This is a genomic window from Pelotalea chapellei, from assembly GCF_018531195.1.
GTDB lineage: Bacteria > Desulfobacterota > Desulfuromonadia > Geobacterales > Pseudopelobacteraceae > Pelotalea > Pelotalea chapellei.
On sequence record NZ_JAHDYS010000006.1, the window covers coordinates 68000 to 81229 of the forward strand.

The 13230-nt window shown below is 45.2% G+C and carries 15 protein-coding genes; 2 read left to right on the top strand and 13 right to left on the bottom strand.

The features are described 5' to 3' along the window. Window positions 1–4 precede the first annotated feature (4 nt). The 3 genes from nifS to KJB30_RS07850 form a co-directional block, all read right to left on the bottom strand. The gene (nifS, locus tag KJB30_RS07840; RefSeq protein ID WP_214297731.1) at window positions 5–1180 is read right to left on the bottom strand and encodes a cysteine desulfurase NifS; all 1176 of its coding nucleotides are present in this window, start codon (window positions 1178–1180) and stop codon (window positions 5–7) included. Then, window positions 1177–2046, bottom strand: coding sequence for a Fe-S cluster assembly protein NifU (gene nifU / locus KJB30_RS07845; RefSeq protein ID WP_214297733.1), 870 nt, complete (start codon window positions 2044–2046; stop codon window positions 1177–1179). The genes nifS and nifU overlap by 4 nt, the downstream gene beginning before the upstream one ends. Before the next feature lie 104 nt (window positions 2047–2150). Beyond that, window positions 2151–3569 (bottom strand): phosphoglucomutase/phosphomannomutase family protein, encoded by a 1419-nt coding sequence (locus KJB30_RS07850; RefSeq protein ID WP_214297736.1) that lies wholly within the window; start codon window positions 3567–3569, stop codon window positions 2151–2153. 170 nt (window positions 3570–3739) lie between these two features. Between KJB30_RS07850 and KJB30_RS07855 the strand changes: the two genes are divergently transcribed. Continuing rightward, window positions 3740–4033, top strand: coding sequence for a PxxKW family cysteine-rich protein (locus KJB30_RS07855; RefSeq protein ID WP_214297738.1), 294 nt, complete (start codon window positions 3740–3742; stop codon window positions 4031–4033). Between the two features lie 72 nt (window positions 4034–4105). Next, window positions 4106–4558 (top strand): NUDIX domain-containing protein, encoded by a 453-nt coding sequence (locus KJB30_RS07860; RefSeq protein WP_214297739.1) that lies wholly within the window; start codon window positions 4106–4108, stop codon window positions 4556–4558. Window positions 4559–4579: 21 nt separating this feature from the next. On the opposite strand, the gene KJB30_RS07865 is transcribed toward KJB30_RS07860, so the two are convergent. The 10 genes from KJB30_RS07865 to aroB all read right to left on the bottom strand — a co-directional run bounded on the left by KJB30_RS07865 (window position 4580) and on the right by aroB (window position 13202). Beyond that, window positions 4580–5407, bottom strand: a complete 828-nt coding sequence (locus KJB30_RS07865; RefSeq protein ID WP_214297741.1) for a menaquinone biosynthetic enzyme MqnA/MqnD family protein — start codon at window positions 5405–5407, stop codon at window positions 4580–4582. Beyond that, entirely contained in the window at window positions 5407–6897 is a 1491-nt protein-coding gene (locus KJB30_RS07870) for a TolC family protein (protein ID WP_367618946.1), read from the bottom strand. Before KJB30_RS07870 ends, KJB30_RS07865 begins: the two co-directional genes overlap by 1 nt. A gap of 76 nt (window positions 6898–6973) precedes the next feature. Continuing rightward, window positions 6974–7360, bottom strand: a complete 387-nt coding sequence (gene gcvH, locus KJB30_RS07875; protein WP_214297743.1) for a glycine cleavage system protein GcvH — start codon at window positions 7358–7360, stop codon at window positions 6974–6976. Window positions 7361–7364: 4 nt separating this feature from the next. Then, window positions 7365–8705 (bottom strand): acetyl-CoA carboxylase biotin carboxylase subunit, encoded by a 1341-nt coding sequence (gene accC / locus KJB30_RS07880; protein ID WP_214297745.1) that lies wholly within the window; start codon window positions 8703–8705, stop codon window positions 7365–7367. 46 nt (window positions 8706–8751) lie between these two features. Continuing rightward, the gene (gene accB, locus KJB30_RS07885) at window positions 8752–9225 is read right to left on the bottom strand and encodes an acetyl-CoA carboxylase biotin carboxyl carrier protein (RefSeq protein WP_214297747.1); all 474 of its coding nucleotides are present in this window, start codon (window positions 9223–9225) and stop codon (window positions 8752–8754) included. A gap of 57 nt (window positions 9226–9282) precedes the next feature. Next, window positions 9283–10350 carry an aminopeptidase P family protein gene (locus KJB30_RS07890; RefSeq protein WP_214297749.1) on the bottom strand — a complete coding sequence of 356 codons (1068 nt, stop codon included), beginning with the start codon at window positions 10348–10350 and terminating at the stop codon, window positions 9283–9285. A 73-nt stretch (window positions 10351–10423) separates the two neighbouring features. Then, window positions 10424–10861, bottom strand: a complete 438-nt coding sequence (aroQ, locus tag KJB30_RS07895; protein WP_214297751.1) for a type II 3-dehydroquinate dehydratase — start codon at window positions 10859–10861, stop codon at window positions 10424–10426. Window positions 10862–10864: 3 nt separating this feature from the next. Further along, a complete protein-coding gene (locus tag KJB30_RS07900) occupies window positions 10865–11227 on the bottom strand; it encodes a roadblock/LC7 domain-containing protein (protein WP_214297758.1) in 363 nt (120 codons plus the stop codon). After that, entirely contained in the window at window positions 11218–12120 is a 903-nt protein-coding gene (locus tag KJB30_RS07905; RefSeq protein ID WP_214297760.1) for a tetratricopeptide repeat protein, read from the bottom strand. The genes KJB30_RS07900 and KJB30_RS07905 overlap by 10 nt, the downstream gene beginning before the upstream one ends. A 2-nt stretch (window positions 12121–12122) precedes the next feature. Further along, a complete protein-coding gene (gene aroB / locus KJB30_RS07910) occupies window positions 12123–13202 on the bottom strand; it encodes a 3-dehydroquinate synthase (protein WP_214298022.1) in 1080 nt (359 codons plus the stop codon). Window positions 13203–13230 lie beyond the last annotated feature (28 nt).

Genomic DNA, 13230 nt, shown 5'->3' on the forward strand with positions numbered 1-13230 from the left:
ACGATCACACCTGGGATTTGAGAAACTCACGCCCAAATGGTGACATCTGCCGTAAACGCTGAATAATAGATGGAAGTTCTTTGATGACGAAATCGATTTCATCATCGGTTGTAAAACGTGAGAGTGAGAAACGTATGGAACCGTGGGCACAGGTAAAGGGGACACCCATTGCCCTCAGTACATGTGATGGCTCAAGTGATCCCGATGTGCAGGCACTGCCGGATGAGGCGCAGATGCCAAGCTCGGACAACAACAGAAGAATAGCTTCTCCCTCGACAAACTCAAATGCAATGGATGTTGTGTTAGGGAGGCGGTCGGCACCCTCTCCATTAATACGTGCGTTGGGTATGGACGCCATAAGTGCGTCTTGCAGACGGTCTCGCTGAGCTTTAACCTGGCTGTTTTCGATATCCATGTATGTGCCTGCAAGCTCACAGGCTTTTCCAAGGGCAATAATAGCTCCGGCATTTTCAGTTCCTGCACGGCGGCTTTTTTCCTGATGACCTCCTACCAGAAAAGGACGGAAAGGCGTTCCGCGTCGCAAGTACAAAACTCCGATTCCCTTTGGAGCGTGTAGTTTGTGTCCAGAAACAGAAAGCATATCAATGCAGGAACTGGCCATATCTATTTTGATTTTTCCTACAGCCTGAACTGCATCAGTATGAAAAAGTGCTCCCTTGGCCTTGGCAATGGCTGCCGCCTCTTCAACAGGGAAAATAACACCCGTCTCGTTATTTGCCCACATCAGTGAAACGATTGCCGTATCTTCATCAACTGCAGCTTTCAGTTCTTCCAGATCCAAGCGTCCAGCTGAATCAACTCCTATTTCGGTGACTCGATAGCCTTTCTGAGTCAAATTGCGGCACTGTGTCAAAACCGCCGGGTGCTCAACACGAGAGGTAATCACATGTCGGCGGTCTGGAAAAACCTCCAGGGCGGATCTGATGGCGGCATTATCACTTTCGGTACCACAGGCGGTGAAAATGATTTCATCAGTCGAAGCGCCTAATAGTGCAGCCACGCGTTGGCGTGCTTCATTAACCTTGCCCTGCACCTGTCCACCGAAAAAGTGCATGGAACTAGGATTGCCGTAAAGCTCGCAAAAATATGGCCGCATCTCCTCAAAGACAGCCTCATCCACTTTTGTAGTTGCATTATTGTCGAGGTAGATTTCTTTCATCCCGCTACCTCCTCGACAACAATATCTTCAGCTACAAACTCACGCAATTTTTGCTCAACCATGCGGGCGGTATAACCGGAAGAGGCACAACCGGCACAAGCTTTGCGGAAAGCAACCTGAACCTTTGATCCATCAATATCGAGTAACTCAAGATCACCTCCATCAGCCCATAATAATGGTCGGATATCTTTTTCCAGAACTTCCTGTATGAGTTGCATCTTTTTCAGATTAGAAAGCTTTTCCGGCCGTGTACGTGGTTGGTTGTTCTGACCAAGAACCTCTGCTATCAGCTCCTGGATTTTAGGTATACATCCTCCACATGCACCACCAGCCTTGGTGAAATGCGTCACCTGCTCGGCTGTAGTGAGTTTGTTGGTTTCAATAACTTTTTTTAAAAATGTATCAGTTATACCAAAACATTTACATACGATAGTGCCTTCATGATCAGGATAAGCCTGACCATGGTCATGTTCACTGTCATGTTCAGGGATAGGCTCACCACGGTATTTGGCAATAGCAACTTCAAGTGCCTCCTGTCCCATCACGGAACAGTGCATTTTTTCCTCAGGTAACCCCCCCAGAAATTCGGCGATCTCCTGATTGCTAATCGAGAGGGCCTCGTCAAGCGTTTTACCCTTGACCATTTCGGTAAGAGCGGAAGAGGAGGCAATGGCACTTGCACAGCCAAATGTCTGAAACTTTGCATCTACAATTTTGTCTTTGTTTTCATCCAACTTTAGATAGAGCTTAAGCGCATCACCACACGCCAGGCTACCAACTTCGCCAATTGCGTCTGCATCGGGTATATCGCCTACATTACGTGGATTGAGAAAATGATCTTTTACAGTTGGTGTATAATCCCACATGTTGTGCTTCCTCCGTATAAGTTCCCATGGCACCCTTGACACATTGGGCTGCACTTGAGCTATATAAAATGATATATGAAACGCATAATTTCCGCTTCTGGATATTATCCGAGTATAAACTTTCTACCTGCTTCCATGACTTTAGCAAGACGTTCGTTGGAAGAAGCTTCGCCATAAAGTCGTACGACAGGTTCTGTGCCGGACTTGCGAAACAGCATCCAGCTACCGTCTTCTAACAGCAATTTAGTCCCATCGATGCGTATAACCTCTTTGACTTTCGTATCAGCAACTTCAGCAGGCACTGCATTTACTTTAGCACTATAAGCAGCCTCGAGTTGAGGTGAGAGTGACAGATTATCACGGCGTGTGACGACTCGACCAACCTCATTATAAAGCTTATCTAACAACTCTCGAACCGTTTTCCCTTCACGTGCAACCATTTCAGCCACCAGAAAACAGGCAAGAATGCCATCTTTTTCGGGAACATGACCCTTAATAGTCAGGCCGGCACTCTCTTCTCCGCCAATAACAATCTTGTCTTGAGTAATCAATTCACCGATATATTTGAAGCCCACGGGTGTCTCATACACAGGAACACCATGTTTGCGAGCTACAGCATCAATCAAGTGGGAGGTAGCAACGCTACGTGCCACTCCCCCTTCAATTTTACGAGACCGGATCAAGTAATCCAACAACAAAGCTATAATATAATTTGGCTCAATGAAACTGCCGTCTGAATCAAGTATTCCGAAGCGATCCGCGTCTCCGTCAGTGGAAAGACCCAACTTGATCTCGGGATCTTGCTGTACCAGAGAAATGAAATCCGGTATATGGCTTTCAGAGGGTTCGGGTGGGTGACCACCAAAATAAGGATCAGGTCGATCATTAATCATGACAAAGGGAATGTTGCGGTGCCTCAACGGAGCATCTAAATATCCTCTGCCTGTACCATATAAGGGATTAAGAGCTATTTTTCCGAGCTTTGCAATAGCATCAAAATCAACTTTTGACTCAAGCGCTTTCAGGTATTCCTCTTTGGGATCTATATGCTCAAGAAGTCCTCGCAGACCAGCCTCTGCCACAGAAAGTTCCTTGTAGCAAATCCCGCCTTGCATCTCATTTGCACGCCTCTCTATGTCACGAGTTGTTTCAGGGAGGGCTGGTCCACCCCAGGAGGGAGAATACTTTACACCATTGTATTCAGGAGGATTGTGACTGGCAGTAAAATTAATGCCCCCCGCTGCGCCTCTCCGGAGGATTTCAAAAGAGATCACGGGAGTAGGAACATCTCGCTTACACAAGAAAGCTTTAATTCCAGCACCAGCTAATACCTGTGCAGCTTCCTGTGCGAACCGCCCCCCCATGAAGCGCGTGTCACAACCAATGACAACGCCTTTTCCCTGCTCACCATTCATAGCAATATGATCGGCAATAGCCTGAATCACAATCTTTACATTATCAAATGTGAAATCCTCACAGAGGATACCCCGCCAACCAGATGTGCCAAACGCAATGTGTGTCATTGCTTCCCCCTTAATAATAGGACATCTTTAATCGTGTTAGATTAATACACCAATGACAGTCAGTCAAGTCAAAGAGCCGCATAAATAAAGGATTTTTCTTATTGACATTATTTGCTCACAGTTGTTACATTTAAAACTCGCAACGAAACAAACACTAGGGAGGAAGAAGCATGCAGTGTCAGACCGTACTTTCAGGTACCGAGTGTACCTTTTGGGGAAAGCAGGGATGTATTTTTCCGGAAGGATCATGCCAGACGATTGTAGAAAACTGTGAAGGATGTGATCGTATTGTGACCGGGAGTATCGGTCAGGTATGTAATGCATACCCGGCACCTGAAAAGAAATGGAAAAATGGAATCTGCAACTTTGCATCTCACGTAAAAATTGAGCTCAAAGTGGAAGATACCAAAGTGAACCCCCTTAAAGCCTCTAAAAAGGCCTCTGGCGGCAGCAAGAAAAAGTAATGTACTGCATATAAATGCTTTAGTAAGGGGGGATAGTTTTTATCCCCCTTCTTTTTTTGCAGAGGAGCAGCCATGTCATTTTCAGCTCTCAACTGTCCTGCCTGTGGTGCCGAAGTTACCAGATATACCAATCCCTTTCCTACTGTTGATATAATCATAGAAATCAGGTATGGCATCATATTAATCGAACGGAAAAACCCTCCTTACGGCTGGGCTTTGCCAGGTGGGTTCGTTGATTACGGTGAAAGTGTGGAAACTGCTGCACGACGAGAAGCACTGGAGGAGACTTCCATTGTAATATCCAATTTGCGGCTTGTTGGGTGTTATTCAGACCCGGCGCGGGATGACCGTATGCACACAATTTCTACTGTCTTTGCAGCAGAAGGAAGCGGTAACCCTCTGGCGGCGGATGACGCGGCCAGCCTTCAAGTATTTTCTCTGGAAAATATGCCGAACAACCTCTGTTTCGACCATGAAAAAATTATTGTGGATTATATACGGATGAAGCAAAAAGGTCTTCTGTGAGAGGCGCAAGAAAAATGATGTCTATAAATCTATAAAAGACAATCGCGGTGCTGCTGTTATTAATTTCATTTCTTCTGCAAAATCAAAAAAAGTGCTAACCGCTTCAATATGTGCTGGTGTCAGTTCATAAGAAATATTTTTTCGCCAGTACTGCAGCAAATTATCACACCCCATCCACAAGGCATCCTGGGATGACTCAGCAATCTGGTCCAGGTGCCGAAGTGCATACTCTCGGGCTTTCCACACCCTGCGGACGAATTTTCTCAACTCCTCACTCTTCTGCTCATACGCATTTCTTGAAACCAGCCAGAGGGCGAAGACAAAAGGTGTTCCCGTCCATTGATACCACAATTCGCCAAGATCATATACATGCACATTATGAGCAGACTGAACTGCTCGCAATGCCGGATCACCTATCAACAGAACAGCAGGTGCTTCCAAAAGGGCGGCTGACAATCCTTTACTGGTGACCCTGAACATGCAGTCCAAGTTGTACCTTTTTTTAATCAGTATCTTGAGCAAGTTCACTGAGGTGGCTGATTCAGAACTAAGTAAAATTTCCTTGCCGCCTAATTCCTCAATAGGAATGGTCGCGAAAAGAAGTACACTTTGGACCGGGCCACAGCTACTTATTGAAAGTTCTGGGATGATCAGATGTTTATCAGGGTGAAAGGCAAATTCAATCGACGAGGATGGGCAGACATCAATTTCAGCAGCGGCGAGCATACGATTCAGACTTGATGGAACGCCACCCACGTATTCATACTCACCATGTACATCGAACAGTTCATGCAGAGCATGAAAGATCGGCGTGCAATTGGCATATTCTATACGTCCTATACGTAGCATCAGCGGATACGGGAGTAAAGTTTGTCCGCATCGTTTTCAACAACACGAACACCTTCACGGTCAAGAAGTTCACCGGTAACCAGCCAGTACTGGGTGATGGCATTGGCATAGGTAACAAGCGCTGCTATCTGATTATTCTTTGCAACAGCGAGATCATTTTCAACTTCCAGGACATCCTTGGTTGTAGCCAGTCCAACTTCATTTTTGCGGATAAAAGCTTTTAGTCGTTCTTCCGCATAGGCTCTGCCCCTATCAGTAACATCGATCTGCTTGTAACCGGTGGCAATGGCCCGAATTGCAACTCGAACATCTTTTACAGCTATTTCTTCAAGATTGCGCATTTGTAGTGCAGTCTGTTCTGTTTTGAGCCTGCTCTTACGATAGTCGTTTTTAGCGGCATCATTACCGAAGGGATACGAAAAATTCAGACCAATGCTCCAGGCTGGATAATCAAAACTGCCCAGCTTTTCAAGATCGCGGCTATATTTCCGATCATTGCCCACCAACGAACCGGAAGCTACCAAGGAAAGATCTGGTTTAATGTTACTGCTGAAAAAGCGTGTCTGAAGCTCATTTATATCGAGTAGACGCTTCTGAGTTTTGATATCAGGTCGATTTAAAGAGCGAGCGATAGCCTCGGCCTCATTGATCTGAAGAGGGGCACGCTGTGGCAGATCAACGACAACAATGTCACTACCACCCTCAATCTGCAACAGCAGGTGCAGGATATCTATCTGATCATTGACCGATTTTTCAGCTTCAATAACATCCCTCTCGCGTGAAGTAACACCAAATTCGGCATTCAGAATTTCCATTGCAGGCAATACCCCGGCAGTTACACGGGATTTAGTATCATTCAAAATTCTTCGAGCAAGATCCAGTGAAACTCTTCTTACTTCAAGTTGCTGCTGAAGACTATATAACCGAAAGTACTCATTGCGTACTTGAGCAATGGTGTTAATCAATTTATTATTAAACTGGTCCAATGACGCATATTTTGATAAACGAGAAATGTTAATATTAATTTCCGTAGACTCTCTGCCAAAATTCTTCAAAAGCGGCTGAGTGAATGTCAAACCTAATCCTGATTCCCAATAGTTCCTGCCAATCACAGAAGCGCCTGACTCCACATAGCTGTTGTCAAATGCAAGACTTACCACTCCCCCGGTCCACAATAATTGGCTTATAGATGTATCAACAAAAAAAGAGCGATTATTAAGGGAGGAGCCAACAAGTCCAGAAGTTATGGGAGATGTCGTATTGGTATACTTGGTTTGCAGGTTTAAAGTAGGATCGTAAATGGATCTATTTCTACGAACATCAGCTTCATACTGAGCTGGATTATATAGTTCTACACGTACGTCGAGATTGTTTTCAGCAGCCATGCGTATAGCTTCTTGTAGTGAAAGCTTCAACGGATCCGCTTCGGCTCTACCTCCAGTCATTGTAAAAGCGAGCGCCAGTAAAATATATGAAAAGAGTCTGTTCACGTTTATATATATCCTTTCAATAAAAGAGGGCGAGATAATTAAATCTCGCCCTTTATATCACAGAAGTGAAGAAACACTATTCTCTGTTCTCCACATAATCAGCGTAATCTTCAGCCGACATAAGACCCTTTAGTTCGTCAATATCATCCAGTGAAACCTCTACCAACCACCCACTATCATAGGGATCGTCGTTCAGCACCCCCGGATTATCAACTGCTTCATGGTTAACGGCGCGAACTGTACCACTGAAAGGAGCATATATTTCAGAAACGGTCTTTCTCGCCTCGACCGAGCCAAGAGAATCATCCTGTTCTACTTCATCTCCTTCTTCAGGAAGGTTCACCCCTGAAATAGCCCCAAGCTCCTCCTGAGCAAAATCAGTGATGCCAATAACGGCTGCATCATGTTCAACTCTAACCCAGATATGCTCCTTTGAATACTTTAACTCTTCTGGAAAATCCATACAGTTACTCCAAAACTATTCTTTCAAGAAAGGAAGTATCAATATTCCCCTCGATGAAGTCCTTGTTGTTCATAATTCTTTTGTGAAAGAAAATAGTAGTTTTGATACCTTCAATTATATATTCGTCCAAAGCTCTGGACATACGTTTTATGGCTTCCTCACGGGTATCTGCATGTACGATCAGCTTGGCAATCATGGAATCGTAATGAGGAACAACAGTATACTGATCATATACAAAGGAGTCAACCCGTACACCCAATCCACCTGGTGGGTGATAAGCGGTGATTTTACCGGGACAAGGAGTGAATTTAAGAGGATCTTCAGCATTAATGCGACACTCAATGGAGTGCCCCTTTATTTTGATGTCTTCCTGTTTATAGCGCAAGGGAAGTCCTGCAGCTGATCGAATTTGCTCTCGAACAATATCGACTCCAGTAACCATTTCAGTTACCGGATGTTCAACCTGAACGCGAGTGTTCATCTCCATGAAATAAAAATTATTCTGCTTATCTACCAAAAATTCAACGGTACCGACGCTGTTATAACCAACTGCAGCGGCGGCGTTGACAGCAGCAGCTCCCATTGCCGCACGGAGCTCGGGGGTACTTATAGTTGAAGGTGCTTCTTCAAGCAACTTCTGATGGCGACGCTGAATGGAACAATCACGTTCTCCCAGATGAATAACATTACCGTGCTTATCTGCCAAAATTTGAATTTCTACATGACGCGGTTGTTCACAATATTTTTCTATATAGACATCCGGATTACCAAAGCCTGCTTGGGCTTCAGCACGTGCGGTGGCAAATGCGTTAGGTAAAGTGGCTTGGGAGTGAACAATCTTCATACCTCGTCCACCACCACCGGCCGTTGCCTTGATTATCACCGGAAAACCAATTTCTTTGGCAACCCGTATGGCATCTTCAACTGAATTAACGCCCTCTTTTGTGCCTGGGAGAATGGGGACGTTTTGTTTGATAACCGCCTGACGAGCGCTGATCTTGTCACCCATGATCCGCATGCTTTCAGGACTGGGTCCAATAAAGGTAATGCCGCATCTCTCACAAACTTCGGCAAAATTGGCATTCTCTGAGAGAAAACCGTACCCTGGATGAATTGCCTGACAATCTGTCAGCTCAGCAGCACTAATGATGGCATTAATATTGAGATAACTTTGAGTGCTGGGAGCTGGCCCGATACATACACTCTCGTCTGCCAGCTTGACATGCAACGAGTTGCTATCAGCTTGCGAATAGACCGCAACCGTTTTAATACCCATTTCCTTACAGGCGCGGATAATGCGTATGGCAATTTCGCCTCGGTTGGCGATAAGTATTTTATGGAACATGGAGGTTAACCCCTTCTATTGTGACTCATGGCAAAGTTTGTGGTAACTAAAGCTTTTCAATAGCAAATAGTGGATCGCCATATTCGACTGCCTGGGCGTTATCCTTACAAATTTTTATAATTTTGCAACGGAACTCAGCTTCAATCTCATTCATAAGTTTCATTGCTTCCACGATACAAAGAACCTGCCCCTTTTCAACAACCTGACCGACCTCGACATATGGAGCGGCATCAGGAGCGGGAGAGCGATAAAAGGTACCTACAATGGGTGAGTTGATGGTTTCACCAAGCTCAACGGATACCTGAGGTACAGCGCCAGCCTGTGAAGAACTTGCAGCAGCCACAGGCGCAGCAGTCATTTGAGGCATGGCAAAGGTGGCAGGTGCGGATGGCATGGCGACGTACTCGGTCTTTGAACCACGGCGGATGACGATCTTTTCATCAGAATTGTCCATCTCAAATTCGGTGATATCTGTTTCGGTAATCATTTTGATAAGTACTTTCAAGTCTTTTACATCCATCATTATCTCCTTTTATTCAGATTGCAGGCACTAAGTGTTCAGGTATAAGTTAATTCTCTAAATAATAAACATATCCTTTGGTGCTGAGGTCAAAAGACGACAGCCATGGGAAGTGACCACTAGAGTATCTTCTATTCTGACCCCACCAAGCTCTGGTATGTAAATACCTGGTTCAACAGTAAAGACCATCCCTTCTTCAATAATAGTACGACTTCGTGGAGAAATAACCGGTTGTTCATGGATCTCAAGACCAACGCCATGTCCCAACCCATGCCCAAAATATTCTCCATATCCTTTTTCAGTGATGTAATCCCTTGCAATAGCATCAAGTTCACAACCTGATAAACCAGGTCTGACAGCTGCAATGGCTCTATCATGTGCTTCTTTAACAATATCATGAATTTCCTTGCTGCGACTATCAGGTTTACCTACGGCAACAGTAACTGTCTCATCAGAATGGTAGCCGTTTAAAGAAGCACCAAAATCAATTGTAACAAGTTCTCCTGAACCGATAAGCTTTTCACTTGCCCGACCATGGGGCATGGCACCGCGTACGCCAGAAGCAACTATGAAATCAAAAGAACGACCTTCAGCTCCCCTTCGGCGCATTTCAAATTCGAGTTCACGAGCAAAGGATACTTCACTCACGTTCGGCTTAAGGTATACAAGAGTAGCTTGAAGTGCTTCAGAGGCCAAACGAGCAACAGTCTCAAGTTTGCCGATTTCATCTACATCTTTACATGAACGAATCTGATCGAAGTCTTTACCAATCGAAACAAGCTCACAGCCTTGCAATTTGCTGGAGAGTTCCATAAAAATAGACACAGTTATATGAGCTGATTCGAAACCTATACGATGAAGCTTCTGTTCCTGGATCAGCGTTCCAATTGCATCCTGTCTTTCAGAAAATTGTCTGATTTCAGTGTCTGTCGTTTCCGCAGCAGCCTGTGTTGTATAACGGGAATCACAGAGAAGCCAGGCAGCATTCCTGGTCAAGAGCAATGCCCCTTCAGATCCACTGAAACCACAGAGATATCGTATGTTCAACAAATTTGATAGCAAAAGCGCATCAAGATTGTATTTATCGAAAAAATGTTCCAGTTTTTTGCGCCTGACTTTTAGCATAAGTGAATCCCTATGTACAAACAGTTTTTCGCCATTAAAGCGCGTTTGACGGGAACAGCAACAATGAGTCAGGTTATTTATTTTTAGTATGATTTAAAAGAGCCCGCAATCCAAGTAAGTAGCTGTCGAGACCAAAACCGGTTATCTGCCCTACAGCAACAGAGGCTACCAGACTTTTGTGACGGAACTTTTCACGCCGGTGGATATTTGAAAGATGTACTTCTATACATGGGAGTCCGACAGCAGCAATTGCATCGCGAATTGCCACACTGGTATGAGTATAAGCAGCAGGATTTATAACGATCCCGTCACACCCCGCTATGGCCTCCTGTATGGCATCGATCAAAGCCCCCTCAGTATTGGACTGAAAAAAAGAAACTGTGCAACCGAGTTCTGCAGCCAGAACAGAGATGGAATTGTTTATCTCTTCCAGCGTAAGTGTGCCATATACATCTGGCTCACGTGTTCCTAATAAATTAAGATTTGGGCCATGAAGAATGAGAAAATGCATAAACTACCCCAACTGCCGAAGCAACTCAAAAGATTTGAGTCTAAGCATGTATCTTGCTTTACCAAAATTGCCGTCTTTGGCCATAATTAATACGAGAAATAATTCGTCATTAAGAACGCGCATTATAACAATTAAAGAGCTGGTGGTGACGATAACTTCCTCCATCTGGCCAGCCTTGACCACCTCCACCGTGCGCTTGATGCCTCTTAAAACGGTTGCGTATTCCACTGAAAGAAGTTGCAAATCAAAACCGGAATCTGACTTGACTACCTCATCTATTGCAATACCGTCATAAGCCATGACATAGGCGGCCAGAGCTCCTTCCACATGGACAATCGTTCCATTCAGCGTATCCTTCAGCGACATGCTTTCACCCTCCTGACATTTTCAAGCCACCCTTCCAAGGTCACAAGTGCATTGTCAGCCAAGCCTGAAATGGGTACAGAGAATACATCTTCATGTATTTCTGTTGCAGGATGTTCCACTGAAACAGCTGTAACTGCTGAGGGTGCAGTCTCTTTAGCTTCAAGCTCTTCAATACGTGATTTAATACGTTCATCAGCCCTTGCTTCAGCAGACATGGCACGATAGATGGTCAGCGCCTTATCATGAAATCCCTGTTGTACATACAGCTCAGCCAGAGTTGCAGTTGAAAGGGGATCGTGATTAACCGTCGTTACTGATGAAGCCGGCACCTCATAATTTTCAAATTCACTCTCACCTAAAACATCGGATTCATCCATGTCGAGAATTTCTATATCTTCGATAATCTCGTCATCGTCATCCTCAAATTCATCTGCAAAGGTCACGGGTTGGGCACTTACGACCTGATTCGAAGCGTTGTTAGCACCGTATTCCAGAGTTTCAAGGTCCCGACGGCACTCATCATCAGGGTAAAAATCCAGAATAGTACGATAGACCTTTATTGCTTTATTGATCTGTCCAGTTGCCACCAAAAGTTTAGCAAATATCCTCTGGCTTTCCAATTCATCAGGAAGCGCAGCGGTGACTGCCTCAAGCGCAAGAAGACACTCATCCTCCATTCCTTTTGCATAACAGGCTAAAGCCAGCGCCCGTTGTCCTGCAACGTAGCGTGGATGCAGAGAGACCCCCTGACGGGCCGTGGTGAGTGCATTCTCGATTTGTCCAGCCGCAAGATATGCTTGTGAAAGAGGTGCAAAAACGTATGATTCCGGATCCCGTGTCAGCTGCTTCTCATACTTCTCGATGTCAGCCTGTGTCGATGACAATTCCTGCATTCTCACACCTCCAGTCCAGCCAGGGCGATCAATTGCTCCGGTAAAAACTTCTCAATAATGTGACCGCCTATACCGGAGTTACAGATAAAACTGATGGTTCCACCGGCTACCTTCTTATCAGTAGTCAATGCATTCAAAAGAAGGTGCCTTTCAACTGCTGGAGGCTCAAAAGAAAGCTTAAAGGCATTCAACAGTGCTTCAATTCTGGCAACATCATCTGAGGAACAATGGCCCAGGCTCATTGAAATATGTGCAGCCAGTGCAATGCCGATTGCAACCGCTTCACCATGAACAAGCGTTCCATAACCCGCCCCTGTCTCATATGCATGCCCCAACGTGTGCCCATAATTCAAAATAGCCCGTAATCCGGATTCCTTCTCATCCTGTTCCACGATCTGTGCCTTCAACTGACAGCAGCGAAGAATCACCTTCTGCAGAACATTTTGATCCATGGCCTGAATTGCGGAGCATTCTTTTTCAAGTATCTCAAAAAATGGGAGATCACAGATAACTCCATATTTCACTACTTCAGCCAGACCTGCACGATATTCCCTCTCCGGTAAGGTTTTCAACGTATCAGTGTCAATCAGCACCAGCTTCGGTTGATAAAAAGCACCTATCAGATTCTTGCCGCGGGGATGATCAATGGCTGTTTTGCCCCCCACGCTGCTGTCAACCTGGGCAAGCAGAGTAGTCGGCACTTGGACGAAGGGTATCCCTCGCAGGAAGGTGGCTGCCGCAAACCCGGCCAGATCACCCACTACGCCGCCCCCCAATGCTACAATAAAAGATTTTCTGTCAATGCCTGCTTCAATCAGCGCATCATACACACTGTTGAGTGTGGTGGCATTCTTGTATTCTTCGCCGTCAGGGATTTCAATTACCGTAACATTGTTACCTGCAGCTTTTAAGGAACTGGCAACGGTATCAGCATAGAAAGCAGCAACAGTAGGGTTGGTGATGACAGCAGCATTTCCAATTAACCTGATCTCGGCACATCGTTGTCCCAAGGCGGAAAGAGATCCATGGTCAATAAGAATATCGTAGCTATGATCAGCCAGATGTACATTCAGCACCCGCATGTCCGGCAACCCCTCCAAAAGGTTCTGA

Excerpts from the sequence above, each read along its gene's own strand:
- nifS (WP_214297731.1), bottom strand. The coding sequence starts at position 1,180 with ATGAAAGAAATCTACCTCGACAATAATGCAACTACAAAAGTGGATGAG.
- nifU (WP_214297733.1), bottom strand. The coding sequence starts at position 2,046 with ATGTGGGATTATACACCAACTGTAAAAGATCATTTTCTCAATCCACGT.
- KJB30_RS07850 (WP_214297736.1), bottom strand. The coding sequence starts at position 3,569 with ATGACACACATTGCGTTTGGCACATCTGGTTGGCGGGGTATCCTCTGT.
- KJB30_RS07855 (WP_214297738.1), top strand. The coding sequence starts at position 3,740 with ATGCAGTGTCAGACCGTACTTTCAGGTACCGAGTGTACCTTTTGGGGA.
- KJB30_RS07860 (WP_214297739.1), top strand. The coding sequence starts at position 4,106 with ATGTCATTTTCAGCTCTCAACTGTCCTGCCTGTGGTGCCGAAGTTACC.
- KJB30_RS07865 (WP_214297741.1), bottom strand. The coding sequence starts at position 5,407 with ATGCTACGTATAGGACGTATAGAATATGCCAATTGCACGCCGATCTTT.
- gcvH (WP_214297743.1), bottom strand. The coding sequence starts at position 7,360 with ATGGATTTTCCAGAAGAGTTAAAGTATTCAAAGGAGCATATCTGGGTT.
- accC (WP_214297745.1), bottom strand. The coding sequence starts at position 8,705 with ATGTTCCATAAAATACTTATCGCCAACCGAGGCGAAATTGCCATACGC.
- accB (WP_214297747.1), bottom strand. The coding sequence starts at position 9,225 with ATGGATGTAAAAGACTTGAAAGTACTTATCAAAATGATTACCGAAACA.
- KJB30_RS07890 (WP_214297749.1), bottom strand. The coding sequence starts at position 10,350 with ATGCTAAAAGTCAGGCGCAAAAAACTGGAACATTTTTTCGATAAATAC.
- aroQ (WP_214297751.1), bottom strand. The coding sequence starts at position 10,861 with ATGCATTTTCTCATTCTTCATGGCCCAAATCTTAATTTATTAGGAACA.
- KJB30_RS07900 (WP_214297758.1), bottom strand. The coding sequence starts at position 11,227 with ATGTCGCTGAAGGATACGCTGAATGGAACGATTGTCCATGTGGAAGGA.
- KJB30_RS07905 (WP_214297760.1), bottom strand. The coding sequence starts at position 12,120 with ATGCAGGAATTGTCATCGACACAGGCTGACATCGAGAAGTATGAGAAG.
- aroB (WP_214298022.1), bottom strand. The coding sequence starts at position 13,202 with ATGCGGGTGCTGAATGTACATCTGGCTGATCATAGCTACGATATTCTT.